Source organism: Alteromonas sp. BMJM2 (assembly GCF_027257845.1).
Taxonomy (GTDB): domain Bacteria; phylum Pseudomonadota; class Gammaproteobacteria; order Enterobacterales; family Alteromonadaceae; genus Alteromonas.
The window spans coordinates 128,123-153,492 of sequence record NZ_JAPVOT010000004.1; the positions used below are offsets into that span (position 1 = coordinate 128,123).

General features: G+C 44.3%; 23 protein-coding genes. 13 read left to right on the top strand and 10 right to left on the bottom strand.

Going from position 1 to position 25,370, the window contains the following annotated elements; all coding sequences use genetic code 11:
• Positions 1-154: 154 nt before the first annotated feature.
• The 4 genes from minE to O9X84_RS06655 form a co-directional block, all read right to left on the bottom strand.
• Entirely contained in the window at positions 155-406 is a 252-nt protein-coding gene (gene minE, locus O9X84_RS06640; RefSeq protein WP_032097356.1) for a cell division topological specificity factor MinE, read from the bottom strand.
• Entirely contained in the window at positions 406-1,215 is an 810-nt protein-coding gene (gene minD, locus O9X84_RS06645) for a septum site-determining protein MinD (protein WP_071980489.1), read from the bottom strand. The genes minE and minD overlap by 1 nt, the downstream gene beginning before the upstream one ends.
• Positions 1,216-1,248: 33 nt before the next feature.
• Positions 1,249-2,019 carry a septum site-determining protein MinC gene (gene minC, locus O9X84_RS06650; RefSeq protein WP_269518874.1) on the bottom strand — a complete coding sequence of 257 codons (771 nt, stop codon included), beginning with the start codon at positions 2,017-2,019 and terminating at the stop codon, positions 1,249-1,251.
• A 311-nt stretch (positions 2,020-2,330) separates the two neighbouring features.
• Positions 2,331-3,743, bottom strand: coding sequence for a class II fumarate hydratase (locus O9X84_RS06655; protein ID WP_269518875.1), 1,413 nt, complete (start codon positions 3,741-3,743; stop codon positions 2,331-2,333).
• Between the two features lie 321 nt (positions 3,744-4,064).
• Between O9X84_RS06655 and azu the strand changes: the two genes are divergently transcribed.
• Positions 4,065-4,538 carry an azurin gene (gene azu / locus O9X84_RS06660; RefSeq protein ID WP_269518876.1) on the top strand — a complete coding sequence of 158 codons (474 nt, stop codon included), beginning with the start codon at positions 4,065-4,067 and terminating at the stop codon, positions 4,536-4,538.
• A 131-nt stretch (positions 4,539-4,669) separates the two neighbouring features.
• Here the strand turns inward: azu and O9X84_RS06665 are convergent, their stop codons facing one another.
• Positions 4,670-5,410, bottom strand: coding sequence for a DUF6776 family protein (locus O9X84_RS06665; RefSeq protein WP_269518877.1), 741 nt, complete (start codon positions 5,408-5,410; stop codon positions 4,670-4,672).
• Between the two features lie 119 nt (positions 5,411-5,529).
• Between O9X84_RS06665 and O9X84_RS06670 the strand changes: the two genes are divergently transcribed.
• The 3 genes from O9X84_RS06670 to O9X84_RS06680 all read left to right on the top strand — a co-directional run bounded on the left by O9X84_RS06670 (position 5,530) and on the right by O9X84_RS06680 (position 8,212).
• Positions 5,530-7,206, top strand: a complete 1,677-nt coding sequence (locus O9X84_RS06670) for a chloride channel protein (RefSeq protein WP_269518878.1) — start codon at positions 5,530-5,532, stop codon at positions 7,204-7,206.
• Position 7,207: 1 nt separating this feature from the next.
• Positions 7,208-7,636, top strand: coding sequence for a CopD family protein (locus tag O9X84_RS06675; protein ID WP_269518879.1), 429 nt, complete (start codon positions 7,208-7,210; stop codon positions 7,634-7,636).
• 384 nt (positions 7,637-8,020) lie between these two features.
• Positions 8,021-8,212: a hypothetical protein gene (locus O9X84_RS06680; protein ID WP_269518880.1), complete on the top strand. Its 192-nt coding sequence runs from the start codon at positions 8,021-8,023 to the stop codon at positions 8,210-8,212.
• A 22-nt stretch (positions 8,213-8,234) separates the two neighbouring features.
• On the opposite strand, the gene O9X84_RS06685 is transcribed toward O9X84_RS06680, so the two are convergent.
• The gene (locus O9X84_RS06685; protein ID WP_269518881.1) at positions 8,235-8,936 is read right to left on the bottom strand and encodes a UPF0149 family protein; all 702 of its coding nucleotides are present in this window, start codon (positions 8,934-8,936) and stop codon (positions 8,235-8,237) included.
• Between the two features lie 233 nt (positions 8,937-9,169).
• Between O9X84_RS06685 and O9X84_RS06690 the strand changes: the two genes are divergently transcribed.
• Complete coding sequence (locus O9X84_RS06690) at positions 9,170-10,366, top strand: Nramp family divalent metal transporter (protein WP_269518882.1); 1,197 nt, start codon at positions 9,170-9,172, stop codon at positions 10,364-10,366.
• Between the two features lie 222 nt (positions 10,367-10,588).
• Here the strand turns inward: O9X84_RS06690 and O9X84_RS06695 are convergent, their stop codons facing one another.
• From O9X84_RS06695 to typA, 3 genes are all read right to left on the bottom strand, one after another.
• Positions 10,589-11,740, bottom strand: coding sequence for a MalY/PatB family protein (locus O9X84_RS06695; RefSeq protein WP_269518883.1), 1,152 nt, complete (start codon positions 11,738-11,740; stop codon positions 10,589-10,591).
• A 148-nt stretch (positions 11,741-11,888) separates the two neighbouring features.
• Positions 11,889-12,266 carry a response regulator gene (locus O9X84_RS06700; RefSeq protein WP_269518885.1) on the bottom strand — a complete coding sequence of 126 codons (378 nt, stop codon included), beginning with the start codon at positions 12,264-12,266 and terminating at the stop codon, positions 11,889-11,891.
• A 259-nt stretch (positions 12,267-12,525) separates the two neighbouring features.
• A complete protein-coding gene (gene typA / locus O9X84_RS06705; RefSeq protein WP_269518887.1) occupies positions 12,526-14,355 on the bottom strand; it encodes a translational GTPase TypA in 1,830 nt (609 codons plus the stop codon).
• Positions 14,356-14,808: 453 nt separating this feature from the next.
• Here typA and glnA point away from each other — a divergent pair, with 453 nt between their 5' ends.
• The 4 genes from glnA (at position 14,809) to glnG (ending at position 19,535) form a co-directional block, all read left to right on the top strand.
• On the top strand, positions 14,809-16,218 hold the full coding sequence (glnA, locus tag O9X84_RS06710; RefSeq protein WP_269518889.1) for a glutamate--ammonia ligase: 1,410 nt from the start codon (positions 14,809-14,811) through the stop codon (positions 16,216-16,218).
• A gap of 116 nt (positions 16,219-16,334) precedes the next feature.
• Positions 16,335-16,925: a DUF4124 domain-containing protein gene (locus O9X84_RS06715; RefSeq protein WP_269518891.1), complete on the top strand. Its 591-nt coding sequence runs from the start codon at positions 16,335-16,337 to the stop codon at positions 16,923-16,925.
• A 125-nt stretch (positions 16,926-17,050) separates the two neighbouring features.
• Positions 17,051-18,136, top strand: a complete 1,086-nt coding sequence (gene glnL, locus O9X84_RS06720) for a nitrogen regulation protein NR(II) (RefSeq protein WP_269518893.1) — start codon at positions 17,051-17,053, stop codon at positions 18,134-18,136.
• The gene (gene glnG, locus O9X84_RS06725) at positions 18,126-19,535 is read left to right on the top strand and encodes a nitrogen regulation protein NR(I) (protein WP_269518894.1); all 1,410 of its coding nucleotides are present in this window, start codon (positions 18,126-18,128) and stop codon (positions 19,533-19,535) included. The genes glnL and glnG overlap by 11 nt, the downstream gene beginning before the upstream one ends.
• 261 nt (positions 19,536-19,796) lie before the next feature.
• Here glnG and O9X84_RS06730 read toward each other — a convergent pair whose 3' ends face one another.
• Positions 19,797-20,939, bottom strand: coding sequence for an HD domain-containing phosphohydrolase (locus O9X84_RS06730; RefSeq protein WP_269518896.1), 1,143 nt, complete (start codon positions 20,937-20,939; stop codon positions 19,797-19,799).
• Positions 20,940-21,292: 353 nt separating this feature from the next.
• On the opposite strand from O9X84_RS06730, the gene O9X84_RS06735 reads away from it, so the two are divergent.
• From O9X84_RS06735 to O9X84_RS06750, 4 genes are all read left to right on the top strand, one after another.
• Complete coding sequence (locus tag O9X84_RS06735; RefSeq protein WP_269518897.1) at positions 21,293-22,018, top strand: 1-acylglycerol-3-phosphate O-acyltransferase; 726 nt, start codon at positions 21,293-21,295, stop codon at positions 22,016-22,018.
• A 39-nt stretch (positions 22,019-22,057) separates the two neighbouring features.
• A complete protein-coding gene (gene rraB / locus O9X84_RS06740; protein ID WP_269518898.1) occupies positions 22,058-22,468 on the top strand; it encodes a ribonuclease E inhibitor RraB in 411 nt (136 codons plus the stop codon).
• Positions 22,469-22,625: 157 nt separating this feature from the next.
• Positions 22,626-23,744 carry a choice-of-anchor H family protein gene (locus O9X84_RS06745; RefSeq protein WP_269518900.1) on the top strand — a complete coding sequence of 373 codons (1,119 nt, stop codon included), beginning with the start codon at positions 22,626-22,628 and terminating at the stop codon, positions 23,742-23,744.
• Between the two features lie 340 nt (positions 23,745-24,084).
• A complete protein-coding gene (locus tag O9X84_RS06750; protein ID WP_269518901.1) occupies positions 24,085-25,368 on the top strand; it encodes an ABC transporter substrate-binding protein in 1,284 nt (427 codons plus the stop codon).
• The last annotated feature ends 2 nt before the right edge of the window (positions 25,369-25,370 follow it).

A 25,370-nucleotide genomic window follows, 5' to 3' on the forward strand; every position in this document is an offset into this window, starting at 1 on the left:
GTGTGCAACAAAACAGCATAAAACATCAAAGTGGAGTATAACGTTTAGGAAAGCAAAGGGCCTCAAAAGAGGCCCTATCAATTAGTATGGGGTCTGCAACGAGCAGTGAGCTTGTAAAAAGAGACTCTGTATAAAGAGGCCGGGGCTCTTATGACTATTCTGGCAAAGTGACGTTTAGCTCTAATACACTGCAGTCATCGTTGTTATCTAACTGTACAGACACTTGATCGTCTGCTATTGCCACGTATTTGCGAATAACTTGGATAATCTCTTGCTGCATCATCGGCAAATAATCTGGTTCAGTGCGCTTTCTGCGCTCATGAGCCACAATAATCTGTAAGCGCTCTTTTGCAACCGCCGCTGTGCTTGGCTTTTGCTTCTTCTTTAGTAAATCAAAAATGCCCATTACTTACCTCCTAGTAGACGCTTGAAGAATCCTTTTTTCTCAGCATCAAGGAAACGATGTTCAACAGTTTCGCCAAGCAGGCGTTTTACGGCATCGGTATAGGCTTGCCCTGCATTGGCTTCTTCATCAAGAATAACAGGCTGGCCTTGGTTAGATGCTTTAAGCACAGACTCTGACTCTGGTATTACCCCCAATAGCGGAATAGCTAAGATTTCCTCTACATCTGCAACGCTCAGCATTTCTGCTGTTTCTACTCGAGCTGGGTTATAGCGAGTGAGCAGTAAATGCTCTTTTACTGCTTTGCCTTGCTCTGCACGCATGGATTTGCTTTGCAAAATACCAAGAATACGGTCTGAGTCTCGTACTGATGACACTTCAGGGTTAGTCACCACAATAGCCTCATCAGCAAAGTATAGCGCCATCTGAGCGCCTTGCTCTATACCTGCGGGAGAATCACAAATAATAAAATCAAAACTTTCTTTAAGTTCGTCAAGAACGGCCTGTACACCTTCGATAGTGAGAGCGTCTTTGTCTCTCGTTTGCGATGCGGGCAAAATAAACAAGTTACTGGTTCGCTTATCTTTAATAAGAGCCTGCTTAAGAGACGCCTCTTTGTTAATCACGTTAACGAAGTCATAGACCACGCGACGCTCACACCCCATAATAAGGTCGAGATTTCTCAAGCCTACATCGAAGTCGATAACCACGGTTTTGTGACCTGCCAATGCCAAACCTGTGCTTATTGCTGCACTTGATGTAGTTTTACCCACACCGCCTTTGCCCGACGTTACTACTATAATCTTAGCCATTTATTATTTTTCCCTTTGTACGCGCACAAACCGTTAAACCAACGCCTCTATGCGTAATGTATCTTCTTCTAAATATATTTGAGCAGGTTTTTTCCAGCATTCGCCTTTCACAGTGTCGTGCATGATAAACTGCCCTGCAATTGAAACGAGCTCTGCATCCAGAGATTGGCAGAAAACTCGTGCACTACTATTTCCTTTAACACCCGCAAGGGCCCGGCCTCGCAACGTGCCGTAAACGTGAATATTTCCATCGGCCAATAATTCAGCCCCTTCACTTACGGATGCAGTTACCACCAAGTCACTGCCTTCAGCATAAACTTGCTGGCCTGAGCGCACAGGGCGCATGATGACTTTTGCCGGTTTTAAAGTAGCGACGGCAGGCGTCGACTCGGGTTTCGGCGCTTGATAGTTAACCTTCAAGTGTGAATTTGGTTTTTTGCCGTCTGCAACTTCTTGTGATGAAGAATTACCCGCAGGCGCATTAACTTCGCTGTCACTGAACTTACTTTGACTAACATCAGCAAGTCCAAGATCGTTAATAACGGCCTTTAGTGTTCCCACTTCGCCCTTAACTGCCATTGGTTGCAACTGCACACGTCGACAAAGTGCTATAAGCAGCTCAAACTCTGTTGCAGAGAGCGGTTTCATTAGATGTATAATAACCGAGGAACGCGTAAAAAATTGAGGTGCACTGGCGACTTTACTCTCCAATTGCGATGCAAATGCATCTGGCTCAAAGTCGATTACTTCCAGTACTATGCTGGTGAGCGTAGTACCCTTCATGCGAAAGCACGTTGCTGTCATTTATTTTTCCCGAAAGACTTATAGGACGCAGGCTGTAAAGGCCGTAAAACGCTGCGTCACATTTGTGTGTTAACTGTATCAAAAATCCCCTTTACAGCAACTATAAAGCGAACATCATTCCCATAAACGTCTACTTAATAGCCAATAAATGCAAATAAAAGCAAAAGACTGAGCAATTGCATCGAAGGGCAGCCTTCAATAAATAAAATCGATAAGAAAAACCTTATGGGAAATACTTGCAAAAACAATTACAAAGACCCTATTTTGTTAGGCTGCGAGTAGCCCGATTGCCCAATATGTCAATTATTTCACTAACGGTTTGACGTTAGGTTTTTGGGGTCGAGCAATGCAGTCAGCTCGTCTTTCGGTATATCCGTCATCGCTTCTGCCACCTCCAAAATAGGCTTGTTTTCTTTGTAGGCCACCTTCGCTATTTCGGCCGCTTTAGCGTACCCAATAACCGGGTTTAATGCGGTTACTAACACCGGATTTCGATAAAGTACTTCCTCCAAAGCCTCCTTATTGACAGAAAATGTTTTAATCGCCTTTTCGCCAATAAGCGAAGCGCTGTTTGTCATTAAGGTGATAGAGGAAAGTAAGTTGCTCGCTATCATCGGCAGCATAACATTGAGCTCGAAATTACCAGACTGACCGCCAACGGTTATTGCCCCGTCGTTACCAATAACCTGCGCACTCGCCATGGCAACAGCTTCAGGTATAACCGGGTTAACTTTTCCCGGCATAATTGAAGAGCCTGGCTGTAATGCTTCTAGCGCTATTTCTCCCAAACCGGCAAGAGGTCCTGAATTCATCCAGCGTAAATCATTGGAAATTTTCATCATGGTGACGGCAAGAGATTTTACTGCGCCTGACAAGCTAACCGCGGTATCTTGAGAGCCAATAACAGCAAAAAAATTTTCTGCCGGGGTAAATTTTAGCGCTGTTAACTCGCTGATGGTATCTGCAAATGTAGCGGCGAAATCTGGATGGGCATTGATGCCTGTACCCACGGCAGTGCCGCCTTGGGCAATAGATTGAATCGCAGGTTGATGGGAGCGAAGTGTATTTACCTGCTGTTTAAGCTGCGCCGACCATGATAGTAAGCTTTGATCCATTCTTATTGGCATGGCATCCATTAAGTGTGTGCGACCTGTTTTACAGTACTGTGAGACCGACTCTGCTTTTTCTTCTATTTGCGCAATCAGTGTTTCAACAGCGGGAATGAGACGTTTTTCTAATTCTAAGGCCGCACTAACATGAATAGTGGTGGGTATAACATCATTCGAGCTTTGCCCATAATTGACATGATCGTTAGGATGAATAGTCTCATGTGGGTGAATAGTCTCGTTTGGGTGAATAGTCTCTTTCAAATAGCGATTCGCCACGTTGGCTATCACTTCGTTGGCGTTCATGTTGGAACTGGTTCCCGAGCCCGTTTGAAAAATATCAACTGGGAAATGCACCATAACATCATCACTATGAAGTAGCTCATTGCAGGCACTTACAATTGCCTTCCCTCTTGATTCGTCGAGGGCCTCAAGCTTCATATTGGCTAACGCGGCTGCTTTTTTAACGGTGATGAGGGCGCGGATAAAAGGCTCGGGTAACCGCTGACCGCTAACGGGAAAGTTATTAATAGCACGCTGTGTTTGCGCGCCATACAGCGCCTCATGAGGAACGTTTAATTCGCCCATACTATCTTTTTCCACTCGCGTTGTAGTCATAGCAGTTATCCTTTTTTGCAGTTCAAAACATGTCGTTCAGTAAGTTGGGGGAGATAAGTAGCGCTAACAAAAGTAAAACACCTTGATGTGTTTTGCCCTGTATCCAGTTTCTAACGCTTGGTTATTAACCTTACAAGTTTGTAATGCGATTTGACGGTTTTGATCACTTTGCTTGTGAAACAACTCTATAACAAAGCCAACAAGAAATTAATGATAACTATTATCAACAAGGTGATCTCTCACTTACCCACATCGTAAAAAAGGGAGTAAAATTAATAGGCTGGCGTTCGCCGCCTCATGTAGTAAAAAGAGGAAAATGTAATGAGAAAATTATTTTTCAGTACGGCGCTATTGTTTCCATTGGCTATAGCATCATTATTGACAGCAACTCACGCAGCGGCTGCGGACGAATGCGCGATAACGGTTGAAAGTAATGATGCAATGAAATTTAACACAGCTGATGTGGTTATTCCTGCAGCCTGTGACGATTTTACCGTAACATTGAAACACACAGGCCAGTTACCGAAGCAAGCCATGGGGCACAACTGGGTAATGACGACAAAAGCAGACGGCCAAGCTGTCGCCACTGACGGCATGAGTGCTGGCCTTGCGAATAATTACTTGAAGCCAAACGATGCAAGAGTGATTGGCGCTACCGGTGTGATTGGTGGTGGCGAAGAAGCAACAGCAACCTTTTCAGTAAAAGGGCTAAATGCGAACGAAGAATACATGTTCTTCTGCTCATTCCCAGGCCATATTGGCATTATGAAAGGTACGGTGACGGTCGAAGCGTAGCGCAGTAAAGATATTAGCGTGGTGCTGTTAAGGTATAGATTTAGCACTATAAAATTTAGCCGCAGCGCTACTGCGGTTTCACCCAAGCGCTAGTAAACCAAAAGCCAGTTCGCTCCAGGCGACTGGCTTCACTAAAGTGTGCTAACTGGGCTTTGCAATACGCCACTGCTGCTAACATTTGATTCAATGTCGCTCCAACGTAGTGTTCGCTCATAAGATCCTTCGTTGGTTTTATATCGATAAACGGTGGTGGAGAGCGAGAGAGATTCGGGCTCAAAGGTTTCAGGGAGCGAAAAGTCTACGCTCACTGCTTGGAAGTAGCGGAAGCGATACGTAATGTCATTGCCAATAAAGTTATCATCGTTTGACTTATACGCCACGGCCTTTCCTCCCTGCTCCCCTTTTATACTCAGCTGAAGCGAACCGTTAATGACAGATTTCTGCTGAGTCGGCTGTAGCAATACCATTCGCAACTGATAGTTATTATCGCCAAGTGAAAATAGTTCAATATAATCGGCAACGAATATTCTGTCAGACTTCTCAGGCGCAACTACTCTCTCGTAGAAAGTCAGTAGCTGCTGCTGCTCTTCAAGCTGTTGCTTTGTCTCGACAAGTGTTTTTGTAAGCGACTCATTCTCAAGTTGCGTGAGTTCCATTTCTACATCTAACTGATTCACACGCGTGGTCAGCTTATTATTGTCTTTGGACAGGATGGCGATAGTTTCTTTTTGCGCTTTCACAATTAACCCATCGCCTTTGTCTATATAACGCGCTAACTGAAAGCCGAAGCCAAGCATCATCAGCATTAGAAACGCGACTAACAAAGCGAATTTATGATTGCCTAGAAGGGATTTAAGTTGGTCTGTAGTCATGGTTGGCTGTATTCAAATAGTGTTCAATGCTGATTGCTGCTAAGTCTATATTCTTAACATTATGAAATTTAAGTGGTTGTGGTAAGCTTTATAGCACAATTACTTTACTGTACCACATCATGCGCTTTCAGGCTTTACGACAGGAAGTGGCTCACCCACGCACATCGGTTCAATTATGCCTTTTGGGCATTGTTGGCGGAACCCTTGCTGCGCTTATCATTATTCTGTTTCGCCTGTGCGTTGAATGGATACGGGAGAGCGGCGTAGACACATTACAGTCGTGGTTGATTCACGATTGGTTGGTGTGGTTACTCATGCCGCTTATCAGTGTAGCGATTATTCTTTTCATTGCATTTTTAACCGGGTTCAAACATTATCGGCTTGGAATTCCCTTCGTTATTCACCGGGTAAAATACTTTTACGGCAACATCCCCTTTCGAACCACAATCAACCAATTTTTTGGTGGCATGCTCGCGCTGGCTGGCGGGTTTGTGGTTGGCAGAGAAGGTCCTTCGGTGCACATGGGGGCATCGAGCAGCGGTCTGTTAGGTCAGTGGTTGCGATTGCCCTATAACAGTATAAGAATTCTTGTTGGCTGCGGCATCGCAGCAGGTATTTCCGCCTCGTTTAATACTCCTTTCGCTGCCGTCATTTTCGTGATGGAAGTGGTATTAAGAGAGTATAAAATTCACATTTTTGTACCTATTATGCTTGCAGCGGCCTGCGGCTCGGTGCTTGCGCGTAGCGTATTTGGTGAGGTCAATGAACTCTCCTTTCTCTCATTCACCGCGTTTAGTCAGTGGATGTATTTGTATCTAGTCGTACTGGGTATATTGCTTGGCATGTTAGCGACCTTGTTCAACCGACAGTTAATGCGGGTGATGACGTGGTTCAGACCTGTATCCATGGTGTGGCGTTTAATTCTTGCCGCGTGTATCACCGGAACCGTAGGCGCATTACTTCCAGAAGCTCTTGGCGCCAATTTTATAGACGTAGAGCACCTCTTCGACAGCAACCCCGGCACACTGCTGTTAGTGGCTGTGCTGGTGTTTAAAGTCATTCTTGCTGTCTTTGCCATTGGACTTGGAGTTCCAGGCGGCATAATTGGCCCCGTAATGGTTATTGGCATGCTCGCTGGCGCAGTGCTGCTATTGCCGTTGTCATACTTCATCAATGTGCCCGAATTCACCAATAGTTTTGCTCTTTTAGGGATAGCAGGCATGCTTACCGCAGTATTGCATGCTCCCTTAGCTGCGCTATCTGCCGTAATGGAGCTGTCTTACAGCCCTCAAATTATACTTCCAGCAATGCTGGTTATTGTTCCGGCTTACGTTACCTCAACGCAATTTTTTAAAAATCGGTCTATTTTTATTCTTCAGCTCGACTATCAGAATCTTCCCTATGCAATATCGTCAATACGAGAGGCATTGGAAAAAACGGGAGTGCTAGCGGCTATGGATACGGATTATAAGCTGTTCAACGATGCGCCAGAAAAAGCGCTCACCAATTTCTTAGAAAACGAGCCTACAAAAATAGTGGTGCAACAGTCTAAATTTGAAATCGATGTGCAGTATAAGCTGGTTCAATATAACGTAAGCTTAGATCACGACGCTACTGCCCTAAGTTACTATCAGATGGAGGGGCTTAGCGCGCAGTCGACACTGCATGAAGTGTACGAACATCTTAAAAAATCGCGTTCTGGCGCAGTTTATATTTACGACCAAGACTTTAACGATATCATTGGCGTTATTACCTGGAACATTCTCCAAAGCTTTTTACAAAAGGCAAATTACTAATATGCACATTTTATGGTTTAAGGCGCTTCATCTCTTTTTTATGTTGGCGTGGATGGCTGGCCTTTTCTACTTACCTCGCCTCTTCGTTTATCACGCTACGACCAAGTCACAAATAGTGAAAGACGAATTTAAAGTTATGGAGCGACGCCTTTGGTATTTTGTTACGCCCTTTGCGCTTCTCACACTGGCCTTTGGTATTGCGCTTATCGTCAGTTACGGTGGTGCGTGGTTTAAAGCATCGGGATGGCTGCATATAAAAATTCTTCTTTTACTTGCCATTTATGGTTATCACTTCTATTTATTTAAATTAATGAAGCAATTTGCTAGAGATGAAAATACCCATACGCCTCGCTTTTATCGCATATTAAATGAAGCGCCGGTGTTGATTATCTTCGCAGTGGTATGCCTTGCTATTTTGAAGCCTTTTTAACACCTAATGCTTCACGTGCGTCTCTAACCTTATACAAGCGAATGCAAAGTAAATGGATGAGACACTAAACGGCGAGCAAAATGCGATATGCGGTATGCGGTATGCGGCCTAGTAAAGCAGAAAAGTGGTAAAGTAAGAGAGCAGTAAAGAGATGGCGTAGTAGACTAGCAAAGCACTGTCGCAATAGCTGCGACAAAGGAAGTTCGACTTATTGCAGCTTAATACGTTCAATTGCAGTGTCACATTCAATTTCTAGGTCTATGATAACGTTTGTGATAGAAACTAGGCCACGTTGCCTCAGTACTCAGTACTCAGTCATTTGAAGTAATGCTTTAGGAACACAAACTTCACGTTCGCACGTAACGCTAAAATACAGGGAAAACCATGGACGACAGTAATCAACACTTGAAAGAGTTATTGAAGCAAACCGACATTGCATTTAAAGCCCTTATGCGTGAGCCCAACTCGCTACCACTTAATCAGCAGTATGAAGAAGCGAAAGTAGCGCTCGATACCTACACCTCTTCACTCAAACAAACCCTGAGTGAAAAATGCCTTCAACAACGACATCGCTAGCGGTCACTATAAGGGCTGTGCCCTAGAACTTGTCGCCCATTGGTTCAGCAAAGGTCTCGAACTGGTTAGGCAGAGCGCACGCCAAATCACCGGCAAGGTTGGTGTAGTCTTTAAGTAATGCGGGTAGTTGCTGAATAAGTAAGGGCAAATTCTCGCTAAGTTGTGTGACTTGTTCTGCACTTCTTTGCTGGTACGCAAGCTCTATGTTCGCCAGCGTTGAAAACATCTTCAAACACCGTGTGAGTCGTGCTTCTGGTGGCTCACTAATACCCTTTTTCTCACCTAAGTCCGTGTCAATATTACTCTCTTTTTTTTCTGCTTGCTGCCACGCGTTTTGCCATACTGATTCCACGTTTTTGTGAACGAACAATAAACCGGTTAGCCATTGTGATAGGGCATAGCTTGGCCGTTTGGTGTCACCTTTAGACTCAACACCATCCACACAATAAGGCGGCAATGCAATACGACCTTGACGCATATAGTCTAAATGAGAACGCAAGCCATTCATCAGTGTATCGGCCAAAATATCCACATCGCTGTCTACTAGTCGACTAGAGCCACTTTGAATAAGCCAGGGCATCCATTGTTCTGGCATGGGTATTTCAGGGCATGCAGCAACAGCAAAAATCATTCCATCCACCTTCTCTACGCAAGGTAATACGCTGCGAAAACTGTCTTGTTCTATTACAGGTTTTATAATTTCTATTGGTAATGACTCTTTCACGGCTTCTTCTCATTTTCGTTTGCGTTATGATTTTTGAAACGTTAGGCTGCGCGCCTTTTTTAATATTGATATTAAATAGCGCAGACTGCTTTTTATGTTTCGGGCCTGTCTACCTATTGTCTGTCTAGCTGTTATCATACTAGGGCGTATTGATCTTTGCTGTACATTTAGCCCAAAACTCGTACAACAAAGATAAACACGCCTTGGCAAAACATAACTAAGAGTCGTTGCAAATGGCAAAAGATAAATCAGGATATATCATCGCAGCCGCCTTTATTGGCCCCGGCACTGTTACCACCGCCAGTTTAGCAGGCGCAAATTTTGGTTTTCACCTTGTATGGGCGCTGATTTTTTCTGTTTTCGCAACCATTGTTTTGCAAGATATGGCCGCTCGACTCGGTGTGGCAACAGGTCAAGGCCTTGCCGGCGCTATGAAAGACATGGCCTATAAACCATGGCTTAAAACGGTATTTGTTGTGCTTATTGTAAGTGCCATTGGTATTGGAAATGCCGCTTACGAATCTGGAAACTTAACAGGGGCTGCTATTGGCCTTGATGCATTTTTCAGTATTGGTATTGGCCCTTGGGCCAGTATTTTAGGTGCCATTGCCATTATTCTTCTGTACTCTGGTAGCTACCAGTGGATAGAAACCGTGCTGGTTTATTTAGTCTTTATTATGGCTGGGGTATTTTTAATAACCCTTCTCGTCGCCAAACCCGACCTATCGGCTATGTTCAGTCAGTTAACATCACCTAAGCTTAACAGCGATGCCATTACTACCGTACTGGCGTTAATCGGTACAACTATAGTCCCCTACAATTTGTTTTTGCACGCCAGCCTTGTTGCTAAATCCTCTAAGGGACAAGATAAGCAGCAAGCGGTTGTTGCCTGTCGAAGCCAGTCAGCAAGAGCCATCAGCATGGGCGGCCTTATCACCCTAATTGTCATGGCAACTGCCATGATGGCATTTTTCAATCAAGCGGCCACCATGGATGCTAGTAATATGGGTGAGCAGCTAAAGCCTGTTCTTGGCGATAAAGCGCAGTGGTTCTTTGCCTTAGGTTTATTCTCAGCGGGTTTAACTAGCGCTATTACCGCACCGTTAGCTGCGGCCTATGCGGTAACAGGTGCATTAGGCTTAAGCGATGACATGAAGAGCAAAAGCTTCAAAGCGGTGTGGATGGTGATTATTTTGGTCGGGGTAAGTGTAGCCGCTCTTGGTTTTAAGCCTTTACCAGCCATATTGTTCGCCCAGGCGACTAACGCGCTGTTACTTCCCGTTATCGCTATCTTCCTACTGGTAGTTATGAATAAAAGTCAGGCTTTAGGCGCGTTTAAGAACTCTTGGATGAGCAATGCTGCCGGTATTATTGTGGTTGGCACCGTTGTGGGCTTGGGCTGCTATAAATTGTTGAAAGTTTTTAGCTAGCCTATTTTTTACAAAGGCGCTTTGAGCGTTATAAAAGGTTTTGCTGCAACATAGACACAATTGGCGCAGCGATTTATGCCAACGTGATATCAACACAATTTCACGAAACTCAGTATCACCAAAAAAGAAAGCCTTGTCGCGATGACAAGGCTTTCTTGTTATAAATTAACGCGCCAGAGCTAATTTAAATGCTCTTTTTAAACGCTGCTTTTATACAATCTTTTATGAGCCCAGACGAGCCAATATATCCTCTAGCATGTCTCGACTACAGCCAAAGTTTATTCGAAAATGATCAGCCTTATGAAAGTCTATGCCCGGAGATGGACCCACACCCTTTTGTTCTGCCCACGTTTGCACGTTGTCAACGCCCAGCCCACTTGCATCTACCCATGCCAAAAAGGTGGCATCGGCTTTTAACATGCTAAGCCCGTCGATGTTATTGATAGCCTCATACACTCTGTCTCGATTAACACGAAGATAGTCGAGTTCTTGTTGGTACCAGTCGTCACATTGTGTGAAAGCTGCTTCAGTGGCGGCTAAGCCCAATACGTTCACCCATGGAACAATGCCTGCCGCTGCATTAGTGAATGACTGCCTAAGAGTTTTACTTGGAATGATGGCGAAAGACGTTCCAAGGCCTGCAATGTTGAACGTTTTACTTGCCGCCATAAGGGTAACGCTGTTGTCAGCGAGTGACGCTTCGCGACCGGCTGGGATATGCTTCTTTCCCTTCTCTAAAATGAGATCGCAATGAATCTCATCAGAACACAGTTTCACATTATTTTTGCTGCAAATATCAGCTATTCGGTCTATTTCCGCTTGCGTTAACACCGTACCTACAGGGTTCATGGGGTTACACAAAATGAAGAGCGTACATTTTGGATCGGCAGCTTCGCGCTCAAGGGCATCAAAATCCAGTGTGTGACGGGGATTATCACCATCACTTTCTGTGTCGATAACCGTACCAATATCCACCCGCTCTAATCCGTTAAGCTTGGGAGCAGCTAAAAGCGGCGGATAGTTAGGGGTTTGAATGAGTACTTTGTCACCCGTATTGCAGTATGCTTTACACGCTGTGTTAAACGCTGGCACCACGCCTGGCGTCCATACCAACCACTCAGGTTCAATATGCCAATCGTGCTTCTCTTTTAGCCAACGTACTACTGCATTAATAGCACTGGTGTGTTGTGCAGGGAGCATGTAACCCATGTTGCCATGTGCAACTTGCGCCGAAATAGCATCGAGTATGGGCTGGGCACAAGAAAATTCAGTATCCGCTACCCAAGCCGGAATAATGTCTTTGCCCTTATATTTCTGCCATTTAAATGAATGGGTATCTTTACGAGAAGGAGTATTATCAAATAATGCGCTCACACTACATCCTGTTGCCGAGAAAGTTATGCGTTGAGTGTAAATTTTTGCATCATGAGAAACTAGGGCAAACAACAACTTTCCCTATAACAATTTGTACTTAATTAGGACTAGCTGGAAAGTGATGGAGCGTATCGAGGTTTGCTGTTGCTTAATTTAACGCTGCTGTCACTTTGGTAGATGTTGCGACGAGTTCCTCCATTTTAATGGGTTTAGCGAGGAAGCCGGCTACCTTTAGTTTTACTGCAGCTAACACAAGCGCCTTATTTGGGTCGGCGCTTATCAACAGAAAAGGAATATCTAACCCGTTCGCACGGCATACCTTTAACAAGCTTAGGCCGTCATAATCAGGCATGACTTGGTCGCTTATAACCAAATTAAGAGAATCGGGGGTTTGCTGTAACAGAAAATCTCGGGCCAACTTGCTTCTGCTAAAAGGATAAACCGTTGCATTAAGTTCGGTTTCAAGAGTGACAGTGATTAAATCGAGAGTGATGAGATCATCTTCAATAACAGCGACAGATAGCATTACAAACCTCTCAAGAAATGCCATTTAGTTAGGCAGCCCATAGCAACAATGACTTAAAGTGTAGGGTCAAATAGCCAAAATGGCTACTCACCTTTGGTAGAAGTTTGTCTAATTTTTACATCGTTCATTCTTCAATCATCATGGGTTTAAACGTTATGGTTTTGAGCACCGTGCATTCAAATATCAGAGAAACAAAAACAAAAATGCCAACACGAGGTTGGCATTTTTTAACGTTTAAGCGATGAGACTATCGCGTTAACTATTTTGGCGCTCGTGATGCACGCTTACGTTCGTTTTCTGTAAGCAACTTCTTACGAATACGAATAGATACAGGCGTAACTTCTACCAATTCATCTTCATCGATGAACTCTAAAGCTTGCTCTAGAGACATTTTGATTGGTGGTACAAGTGTTTGCGCTTCATCAGTACCAGAGGCACGAACGTTAGTAAGCTGCTTTCCTTTCAACGCGTTTACCGTTAGGTCGTTGTCACGGCTGTGAATACCGATAACCATACCTTCATAAACTTCAACACCATGACCGATAAACAAACGACCACGCTCTTGAAGGTTAAATAATGCGTTAGTTAGCGCTTTACCGTTAGCGTTGGCAATGAGAACACCGTTTTTACGCTTACCAATAATGCCGCCTTTGTAAGGACCGTAGTGGTCGAATGTATGGTAAAGCAAGCCAGAACCAGACGTCATTGTCATAAATTCTGTTTGGAAACCGATAAGACCACGACTTGGAATAACGAAATCGATACGAACACGACCTTTTCCATCTGGCGACATATCAGTCATTTCCGCTTTACGAAGACCAAGCTGTTCCATAATAGAACCTTGATGCTGCTCCTCACAGTCAACCGTCAATGTTTCAAACGGCTCAGTTGTTTTTCCGTCTTCTTCTTTCAGAATTACTTCTGGACGAGAAACGGCAAGCTCGTAGCCTTCACGACGCATATTTTCAATCAATATGCCTAAGTGAAGTTCACCACGACCTGATACGCGGAATTTATCCGGATCAGCCGTTTCTTCAACACGTAGTGCCACGTTGTGAACTAGCTCATCTTGTAAACGCTCTAGAATATTACGTGAGGTAACGTACTTACCTTCTTTACCTGCAAACGGAGACGTGTTGACTTGGAACGTCATCGTAACCGTTGGCTCATCTACCGATAATGGAGGAAGCGCTTCAACGGCGTTAACGTCACAAATGGTATCAGAAATCTTAAGTTCACCAAGGCCAGAGATAGCGATAATATCGCCAGCGCTTGCGCTTTCTACTTCGTGGCGATCTAAACCAAGGTAGCCATATACCAAGCCAACTTTACCGTTGCGCGTTTTGCCATCGGCAGTCACGATAGTGACCTGTTGGTTAGTTTTAACTGAACCGCGGCTGATACGACCTACACCGATTACACCCACATACGAGTTGTAATCTAGCTGTGAAATCTGCATTTGGAAACCACCGTTGGCGTCAGCATCTGGCGCAGCAACTTGGTCAACAATAGTTTGGAAAAGCGGAGTCATATCTTCTGACGGTGTGTCAGCATCGTTAGACGCCCAACCGTTTAGTGCAGAAGCGTAAACAACTTGGAAATCAAGCTGCTCATCAGTAGCGCCAAGGTTATCGAACAAATCAAATACTTGATCCATTACCCAATCAGGACGAGCGCCTGGCTTGTCGATTTTGTTGATAACAACAATAGGCTTAAGGCCTTGAGCAAACGCTTTTTGAGTAACAAAGCGCGTTTGCGGCATTGGGCCTTCTTGGGCGTCAACAAGCAACAGCACTGAGTCAGCCATTGACATTACACGCTCTACTTCACCACCGAAATCGGCGTGTCCCGGGGTATCAACAATGTTGATACGGTAGTCTTGCCAGTTAATTGCAGTATTTTTCGCCAAGATGGTGATGCCACGCTCTTTCTCGATGTCATTCGAGTCCATAACGCGCTCTTCTTGTACGCCGCGAGATTCCAACGTTCCAGATTGCTGAAGAAGCTTATCTACCAGGGTAGTTTTACCGTGGTCAACGTGGGCGATGATTGCGATATTACGCAACTTACTTATATCAGTGGTATTCATGCTTATATAGAGCCTGTATAAATCGATACATGCCAACACGGCATGCATGAGATTTCTTGCAAAGATGCAGATAGAAAATTTTCGCGGATTGTACAGAAAAAACGCGCCGTTTGCGCATCTTTTTTTACTTTACAGTGAATGTTTACCCTTATCATATGTTTTTAAAGGCCTTTGGCCCCCTCAAACACTGATCATTACTCTCGATACACTGGAAAAGTGGTGGCAAGAGATGAAAAAGTATTCTAGTCTGAAATTCTAAAGCGGTTCCGCACTGCACCAAAAAGCAGCCGTAAAGCACCATGTTGGTGCATTGAAGCCATTTATTCAGTCTTGATCCTTTCTCACGTCACAGAATACGGCGGTTGGATAGATGGCATGATTATCGCTTTCACATTTTCACTGTTGGAGTGAGCCTGATCACTCTGCATTTTTACATTAAACCTGGAGGACACGATGTCAATTGAAAAGGCATTAGAGCTGATTAAAGAAAGCGAAGCGAAGTTTATCGATTTACGTTTTACCGACACTAAAGGTAAAGAACAACACGTATCTATTCCTGCGAGCCAAGTTGATGATGATTTCTTTGAAGAAGGAAAAATGTTCGACGGTTCTTCAATCGCTGGATGGAAAGGCATCAACGAATCTGACATGGTTCTTCTTCCAGACGCAGACAGCTGCGTTGTTGACCCTTTCGCAGAAGAGACTCAAGTTAATATCCGTTGCGACATCGTTGAGCCTACTACGATGGAAGGTTACGAGCGCGACCCACGTTCTGTTGCTCGCCGCGCAGAAGAGTACCTTAAATCTACGGGTATCGGTGACACCGTATTCTTCGGCCCAGAGCCAGAGTTTTTCTTGTTCGATGACGTTCGATTCCATACAGACATGGCGGGTTCGTTCTACAAAATTGATTCATCAGAAGCAAAATGGAATTCAGGCGAAGAATTTGAAGGCGGCAACATGGCTCACCGCCCTGGTGTGAAAGGCGGTTACTTTCCAGTACCTCCAGTAGATTCTGCTCACGACATCCGCGCTGCAATGTGTATGGTTATGGAAGAGATGGGCCTTGTTATTGAAGCACATCACCATGAAGTAGCAACTGCTGGACAAAACGAAATTGCCTGCGAATTTAACACTCTTGTTAAGAAAGCCGACGAAATTCAAATATACAAGTATGTTGTTCACAATGTGGCACACGCATACGGTCAAACAGCGACCTTTATGCCTAAGCCTCTTGTTGGTGATAACGGTTCTGGTATGCACTGCCACCAGTCAATCTCTAAAGATGGTAAAAACATCTTCGCGGGTGACAAATACGCAGGCCTTTCTGAAGAAGCACTGTACTACATTGGCGGTATCATTAAGCACGCTCGTGCAATTAATGCGTTTGCTAATGCATCAACTAATTCGTACAAACGTCTTGTACCAGGATTCGAAGCGCCGGTGATGCTTGCATACTCTGCACGTAACCGTTCAGCATCTATTCGTATTCCCTATGTAACAAGTGACAAAGCACGCCGTATCGAAGTTCGTTTCCCCGATCCAACAGCTAACCCATACCTTGCATTTACTGCAATGCTTATGGCTGGCCTTGACGGTATCAAAAACAAGATCCACCCTGGCGATGCTATGGATAAAGACTTGTACGACCTACCGGCAGAAGAAGCAGCTGAAATTCCAACGGTTGCTAGCTCACTAGAAATGGCGTTAGACGCACTAGATAGTGATCGCGAGTTCCTTACTGTTGGTGGCGTAATGACAGACGACATGATTGATGCGTATATCAATCTTAAGTCAGAAGAAGTCACCACGCTTAACATGACAACTCACCCTATCGAGTTCGACATGTACTACAGCGTTTAATATTGTATCTACACTGATACTTTATCAAATAAATAAAAAAGCCCGCTTATGCGGGCTTTTTTATTGGTTAAACAGTATCTATTATGATGACTATATTATTTTAAGGGAATATTATTATGAGCCATTTAACAAAACACGCTTTGCTGCTTTCATCGTTATCATTGTGCTGGTTATTGCTGAGCACGCAAAGTGCAGTCGCGTGGCAAGATAGTCAAAGCGCCCCCCAGCAGCCTCCCGCTAAGAGCGGTCCTCAAATATTCAAGGTGGTCAACGAAGACGGCTCAATCACCTATACCGATACGCCTCCCGCTAATGCAAATATTGTTGAACTAGACGTCAAAACTCAAAACGTCGTATCTGCCATCAAGGTACCTAAACAACAAAAAACTAAAGTGACAAAGAAAAAAACTGATTACAGCGTTAGCATTGCAAGTCCCGCTCCTGAAGCCACGATTAGAAATAATGCGGGTGACTTTACCATTAGAGCGACACAAAACAGTGCATCAAAAGCCCCCTTTTATCGTTTAATTTTTAATGGCGCCCCAGTTCAGCGCAATTCTTCTGGCGTTTTTAAGCTAGAAGGCGTTAACCGTGGAGCTCACGAATATAAAGTTGAACTCACCAACAATAAGGGCAAGACTCTTGCATCGTCTTCTGTGCAAACCCTTTACCTACATCAGGCATCGGTGTTTATTAATAACAACTAGCGTGCAGTCCCTACAAACAAGCGCACCACGGCGGTTCATTCAAATTAATTCACGAATGAATTCGAGGCGGTCTTCTTAGCTGTACGCTACAATGCACAGATTTGGTGCAAAGGAGACACGCTCGGATGGTATCTACCGAGTCTGAGAGACATCTGCTATTAAATAGTTTAAATACAGCGCTGGTTATTGTTGATAGTAGCCTGCGTATTGTTTATGCCAACCACGCTGGTGAAGCACTATTTGAAACGGGCATGAAACAACTGCAAGGGCACTTACTGCCAGACTTTTTTTTGCCCGATACGATTGAAACCACACGACTTAAAGCGGCAATTAGAAAAGGCGAAGATTTTACTGAAAACGAAATAAAACTCGCCTTTAAGGATAACCGCTACGTGTCTGTTGATTTAACCGTAACCAATATCACTACGGTTAATGGTCCGGGCTTGCTCTTTGAAGTTAAGAAAATTGATCAGCAAAAGCGAATTACTCGAGAAAATCTGCAAAACGCCCAACATTATGCAGCTAGAGAACTCGTGCGCGGTCTAGCTCATGAAATAAAAAACCCTCTAGGGGGCATCCGCGGCGCGGCTCAGCTACTCGAAAAAGAGCTATCAGAACAACACAAAGAATTCACCCGCATGATCATTGAGCAATCTGATCGACTGCGTACGTTAGTTGATAGATTATTAGGCCCTAATTCTCTTCCCCGCTTTGAAATGAGCAATGTCCATCAAGCATTAGAAAAAGTGCGCAGTCTTATGTTGGTGGATTCGGTCAAGCCCATCACAATTATTAGGGATTACGATCCGAGCATTCCCGACCTCAAGATCGATCCGGACATGATTCAGCAGGCAGTATTGAACATTGTCAGAAATAGTATTCAGGCGCTAGAAGAACACGACACACCAAACCCAGAAATTCGACTTATTACGCGTATTGAGCGCCAAATGACCATTCAGTCTGAGCGTCACGCATTGGTAGCAAAAGTTAAAATTATCGATAACGGACCTGGTATCCCTGCTGATATAAAGGACACGTTATTTTACCCCATGGTGACCAGTAAGCAGAATGGATCGGGCTTAGGGTTATCCATATCACAAACCCTCATTAACCATCACGGTGGCAAAATAGATGTTGATAGCCACCCCGGTTACACAAAATTCGTAATATACATTCCAATTATTAGCAAGGAGACAGGCGATGACGAATGAATCGGTATGGATTGTCGATGACGACAGTTCAATTCGCTGGGTGCTGCAAAAAGCCTTACAAGCAGCTGACATTAGCTGTTTAAGTTTTGAAAACCCTGAAGACTTGCTGCGTCAAATTCAGAGCGGTCAGGCACCAGAAGTTATCATCTCGGATATACGCATGCCCCAGATGGACGGCATGACGCTGTTAAATGAAGTTCACAGTTCTCATCCATTGCTTCCAGTTATTATTATGACTGCGCATTCCGATCTAGACAGTGCAGTAAATGCTTATCAAAAGGGTGCATTTGAGTATTTACCTAAGCCCTTTGATATCGACGAAGCCGTTACGCTCACCCAGCGTGCATTGGACCATTCCAGAGAACAGTCTTCAGCCACTAAGGTACAACCTGATGAAGTAGTTACTGAGATTATTGGTGAAGCCCCCGCAATGCAGGAGGTGTTTCGCGCTATCGGTCGACTTTCGCGCTCATCTATCAGCGTGCTAATAAATGGTCAATCAGGAACAGGTAAAGAACTGGTTGCTCACGCTCTTCACAGGCACAGCCCGCGATCACACAAACCGTTTATTGCATTAAATATGGCGGCTATACCCGCTGATTTAGTTGAGTCCGAATTGTTTGGGCATGAAAAAGGCGCATTTACCGGCGCACAAGCAGCCCGTCAAGGTAGGTTTGAACAGGCAGATGGTGGAACGTTATTTCTCGATGAAATAGGCGACATGCCGCTTGATGTACAAACCCGTTTATTAAGGGTACTTGCTGATGGTCAGTTTTACCGAGTGGGTGGCCACCAGTCGGTAAGCGTTGATGTACGAATTATTGCTGCAACCCATCAAAACTTAGAAACAAGAGTAGCCGAAGGCAAGTTTCGTGAAGATTTGTTTCACCGACTTAACGTAATTCGAGTTCACCTGCCCTCACTGTCTGAGCGAAGGGAAGATATTCCGCTGTTGACCAGACACTTTTTGCGCCGCGCGGCAAAAGAACTCGATGTAGATGCCAAAAGTATTAGTAAAAGCGCTGAGCGCGTCATGTCGCAGTTGCCGTGGCCAGGAAATGTAAGGCAACTGGAAAACGTGTGTCGCTGGCTTACCGTAATGGCAAGCGGGCAAGAAGTCATACCGAGCGATTTGCCGCCAGAGATACATAGTGATGGAAGCATAGAACCCACCGCTGCAACCGTGGGCGACTGGCCTGATTTACTTGCGAATTGGACTGATAAACAGCTAAGAGATGGCCGCAATGACATATTAAACGATGCCATGCTGACATTTGAAAAAGTGATGCTAGAGCGTGCACTTCAGCATACTCACGGTCACAAACAAGAAGCTGCTAAGCGACTGGGCTGGGGCCGCAATACGCTTACCCGTAAGTTAAAAGAGCTTGGAATTAACTAACCTGAATCCTGTTTAAAGAATGGTGCAAGCATTTGTTCTATAAAATATAAATTAAAATTTCAAACTCAGTACTGCTAGAAATGCGAAGTGCAAGGCGCAAAAGTCACGTAATAGTTGTTCTATTACTTACTTTTGCAACGCAGTAATTCGCATTTCTAGTGGTGCTGAGCGCCTTTTCTTAAACAGGATTCAGGTTAACTAGACCCGTCCTCAATGGATGAGAGGGCTTGATTAGCTTACGGACGTGATCGACAAAAGGACTTAGTGCCCTTTTGTTAATAGCCCTGTCATTCCCTGATTGAAGAAGCGTACCCATTTCATACTAAACTGGCCTTTTGCCTGTTTGTTGATATGAATGACCGCTTCTTTTTTTGACATAACCTTGTCTTCAGTGTGAGCTCTTGCATGCGTTAGGGCATCGTAAGTATCAATAATTGCCAATAACTTTGCTCCCTCACAAATATCGTCCTCTTTTATGCCCAATGGATACCCTGAACCGTCAGTGCGTTCGTGGTGCTGCATAACAATTTTTCTCGCTACATCCCACTCGTCTAAATGTTCAAGTAAGCGGGCACTTTTATAGACATGAGAGCGCATCAAATTGAATTCATTTTCACTCAGCGTATCACCTTTGGTGAGTAACTTCATGGGCATAAAAGCCATACCGAAATCGTGGACATAGCTGGCTACCGCAAGTTGGTCTTCATCGATAATATTATCGGCAACGTCGTTGATATACATAGCCAGTTTAGCGATGCGATCCCCTTTACCCGCCCAGAAAGATGATCGGCGCTCTACCGTTTGCATTAGCTCTCTGAAAAATAATACATCTTGCTTTTTTTCACTGCTAATATCTTTAGGGATACCTGTCGATGCCAGTACAGGGGGTTTTGCCTGGCCTGCGGGAATCGCAGCACTGTCATCTCTTGCGACGTCAAGTGCAGGGTTTAATAGCAATACAGCGTCTGTAAGCAGGCGCTCGTGCTCAGCAGAATTGTCGGGTGAAATTCGACTTATCGCAAGTACTAGCTGCTCGTGAAGTGTATTGTCATAGTCAGCTTTACCTCGCTGCATAACCTCTTCAACAAACGCCTTTACCCTGTCCATAGTTAACAGAACGAGGTCGCTCATCGTGCTGGTGTAATCAACTTGGCCTTTGCGAAGAAAGTCGAGCAAATCCTCTACGTGCTGCAGAAGCGGGATCATAGGAGAGAAGTTAACGAGTCCTAAGTCGCCCTTAATGGTGTGGATTGAGCGAAACAAGGCCCGTTGCAATTCGTTGTCTGCTGGGCGTAGCTCAAGTTCGATTAACGTCTGCTCACTTGACTCGTAGAGTTCGTTAATTTCTTCCATGAGGTCTGCAAGAATATCTTCTTCTAGTTCGTCAGGGGTAAATGTCAACATACTTAATGGTACCAACTACGGTTAGGCTGCACGTTCTACTCCATTGTAATGGGCTATCAATAAAAATGCTTCATACTAAAGGTGATAAAAACATCGTTTTAACACAATTTCCTTAGCCCCTGTTTGCTTTTGCTGACGGCATGATTTTGAATGTAAGCGGTTTGACACCTTAATTGCTACAGAAACACTTTGGGTTACACCTATGTTGAGCTAAAGCTGTGTAACTCACAAAATCACAAGGCACAGCCGATAAGTGTAGACTAGATTAGAAACTTCACTACAAAAACTCATCGGACAAGTGTACGCTGAAAATTCTTCTATACTGCGCGCAATATTTTTCGCTAGGAGTTGTTTTGATAGCACTGTTTCGTATTCCCATTCTTTTTGTCGCATTCTTGGTTATCAACCTAGTGCTGCTACTTGTCTGTATTTTACGCCCGTTTCATAAAGATAACGTTCAGGCCGCTGGGGCACTGTATTCTCAAATGGCTAAAATTGTAGGCTTAAACATTATTATTAGGCGAGACCCAGCGGTAAAACTGAATGAGCCCTATGTGTTTATTGCAAATCATCAAAACAGTTTCGATATTATGACGATTTGCAAAGCCGCACTGCCTGGGGTTGTTACCATTGGTAAAAAAAGCCTTAAGTGGATCCCTATTTTCGGTCAAATCTACTGGCTGTCGGGCAATATTATGATTGACAGAAAAAATTCAGGCGCGGCCAGAAACACGCTAGACATCGCTGCAAACCGTATTGCCAAGAAGAAAACCTCAGTGTGGCTGTTTCCCGAGGGCACCCGCAGTAATGGCCGAGGTATTTTGCCATTTAAGCAAGGCGCTTTCCGTTTGGCAAAAACCACCAACGAGCCAGTAGTGATGGTAACGGCTAGCAACCTTCACAAGAAAGTTCGCTGGAATAAGTGGGACAACGGTATCGTACTTATCGACATTGCCGCCCCCCAGCCTTTAACCGAAGAGCATTCTATTAAAGAGTGGATGGGAATATTTAACGAGCAAATGAAAGAAAAATTCGAACAGTTGAATGAGCAGGTCGATGATTTAGAGAAAAGCAGGTAAACTTGCCACCAACATCAACGCATAGGTTAGGCAAAAAAAATGAATCAATTTGACGAAAGAGAAGAATGGTATGAATTCAATCAAGAAACGATTGATGCACTACTAGAAGATGGCAGCCAAGCCGATGCTGATTACGCCATTGAACATCACTTTGCGAGCACCGACTTCGATGTACTCGAAAAAGCAGCAGTAGATGCTTTCAAAGCGGGCTTTGAGGTTTCTGATGCCGAAGAGTTAGTATTAGACGATGGCGAGGAGGTGTTTTGCTTCGACGCCGTTGTGGAACGCAAACTCGATATCAACTTGCTTAACGACGATATTGATAAACTATTGAAAATAGCTGACAAACACGACGTTACTTATGATGGTTGGGGCACCTATTTTGAGCCTCGCGAAGATGGCGTAATGGATGGCGAAGGTGAAGATGAACACCACCACTTAAACGACTAGCACACTCTCCATTTACCCGCGGTAAATCGCTAGCGCGAATATTTGAAATAAGCGCTAGCTAACTGTAAACCCCATTTATTAAGTTTCGCTTCAGCTTTGGTTCATCTTTTTCCGTCAACAATGACAGTGTCATTATTGATTGGAAAAGGATGTACACATGAAATTATCAACTGTTGTCACTGCACTTCAAAACGCTGTTTTTCAAAAACGTAGCGCATGCAGTAATAGTGCTCATAACAGCGCGGCTCAAAGCAGTACTTCTAATAATAGTGCTTCTTATAGTAGCACCGTGCACGGAAGCACCGCTCATAGCAGCGCCATTAATAGAAGAAGTAAGCTTGGTGCTAGCACTCCCTTTTTAAGAATATTATCCGTGCTTACATTTATGGCACTGCCTGTGGCGTACGTACATGCAGCAAATACTGCAAATACTGTAGAGAATGCGGCGGAAAATACTGTAGAAAGCAGCTCTGTTAAAAAAACGGTGACGTCAAAAGAGTATCGCTACAACGAACCCTACGTTGAGGCAGAGCAAGCTGCCGTTAACGAAAATAGCAAGCAAGAAAAAGGTAAAGGTGCACCTCCTACGCCAACTAAAGCCAATACTGACAGTTTACCCGCCCAGCCTAGTGAGAATGATAGAGATGCTGAAGCTAGTGCCGTCTCTACAGGGAGCGTTTTGAATACCGCCCCGAGCGACTCAAAACAAGCTGCACGTATTCAGCTACATGCAAACGCACCAAAATCAACCGGCGATATCATCATTAGCAGTGTGAATGAGTTTTGGATTTACGACAGCTGGGTAAGACTTCAGCAAGATTTAGATTACGACGGCTATTTTTCTACGTTTTCAGTGGAATTTGATGCCGACACCATTTTTATCGATGCGCCTGTCTATGCCGTACTCTATTTAGGTCAAAACGGCGTCTATGACGCAATCCATGTGTCATCAGAATTCTTTATTTATGGCGAGGATTCTAGCGACAGCTTTGTGATAGAAAGTACCTTAGTGTCTGGGTTTCCCGCTTACGATTACGACATTTTACTGGAACTGTACGATGCACAAACTGAACAGCTTGTGGCGTTTTCTGACGGCTACGACAATGCTGAGTTTGCTTTTGTCCCACTAGAAAGTGAGACAAACGAATATATTGTAGAAGAGACTGTGGTGATTGTTGAGGAGCATGGCGGCACGCTCAATTGGGCTGCACTGCTGTTTATTATTGCCAGTTTGAGCTTGCGATGTGTAAGCGTTAAACACCCCCTTAAAAAGTGAATAACTTTATTTGATACGCCTTTGGTTTTAGAAACCAAAGGCGTGTTGACATAATAGGTGATGATTTAATAAGTCTGGATTTAACTCGTGTTTGTCGTGCACTGTTTATTCAAGTCATCATTAACCAAAAAGCACTCAGCGTATAACCTTCTTATTTATAGCAGCCTGACACCCTCAAACAATTGACTGATTAAATACTCAATTAGTATAGAAAATATTACTCGGTCTTGAGTTATCGCTGAAACGCGGTACTTTGTTTTTTGCACTTAGGTTATTTAGTAAATTTTTGATATCAGTGCCACACTGTAAAAACAATCTTTCAAAGAGTGATTATAAGTGAATGACTGCGAATAAAATTAAACACACTCCGGCTTTAGTTACTCGACGAAACGTTCTTAAAGGCGCACTCGCCCTTGGCATTACGGCCGGAGTTACTCCGTTTGCCATTGGTAAGCCTAAACCCACGCTTAAGGTAATGGGAACCCACGTAACGCTTCAAGAAGCCATCAGGCAGCAGGCAATGGAAGATTTGGGTATCAATATTCAGTTTGAGCCCGGCGGCAGTGCAACCGTACTGCAAAAAGCATCGATGGACCCTACTTCTTTCGATTTGTACGAGCAATGGTCTAATAGTATAGGCGTACTGTGGCGCGCAGGTGCTATTCAGCCTATTGAGAAAAAACGCATTGGGTATTGGGAAGAAATTAACAATCTGTCTAAAACAGGTAAGCTCACCGCGAATGCGCGAATGGGAGCAGGAGATGCCCCTCATAAAATTTTAAATATTCAAAATGATGGCACTTTAGGTGCTAACTCTACTGATATAGTCAGCTTTCTGCCCTACGTACACAACGTCGATTCTTTTGGTTACGATAGAAGACGTTTACCTAAAGATATGCAGGGCGAAGCTGAAAGCTGGGGATGGCTACTAGATAGCCGTTACTCGGGAAGCGTTGCTATTGTTAACGACCCCACTATTGGTCTTTTCGACTTAGCGTTAGCCGCTCAAGCTAAAGGCTTTGTGACATTCAACGATGTGGGCGCCATGACCGAGCAAGAACTGGATAACTTGTTCAGCGTGTTAATTGAACTGATGCAGCTTAACCATTTTAACGGCTTTTGGACTTCCGTCCCGGAATCGGTACAGTTTATGAAAAGTGGCAGAGTGGCCATTGAAAGTATGTTTTCGCCTGCGGTTTCAGCACTCAACGGGCAAGATATACCAGTGACCTTTGCTGCGCCTAAAGAAGGGTATCGCGGATGGCATGGCGTGATGTGCCTCTCCTCTGCCTCTACAGGGCGCAGTAAAGACGTAGCCTATGAATATATGAACTGGTGGTTGTCGGGCTGGCCTGGCGCATTTATCGCAAGACAGGGGTACTATATTTCTAATCCTCAGCGTTCAGCGAAATATTTATCTAATGCTGAGTGGAATTATTGGTATGAAGGTAAACCCGCGTCCTCTAACCTCACTGGAACAGATGGCAAAATAAGCGTTTTAAAAGGTGCACAGCGAAACGGTGGTAGCTACGAAAATCGCTTTAGTAATGTGGCAGTTTGGAATACAGTAATGCCTACTTATGAATACAGTCTACAAAAGTGGTATGAGTTTATTACCTCCTAGTA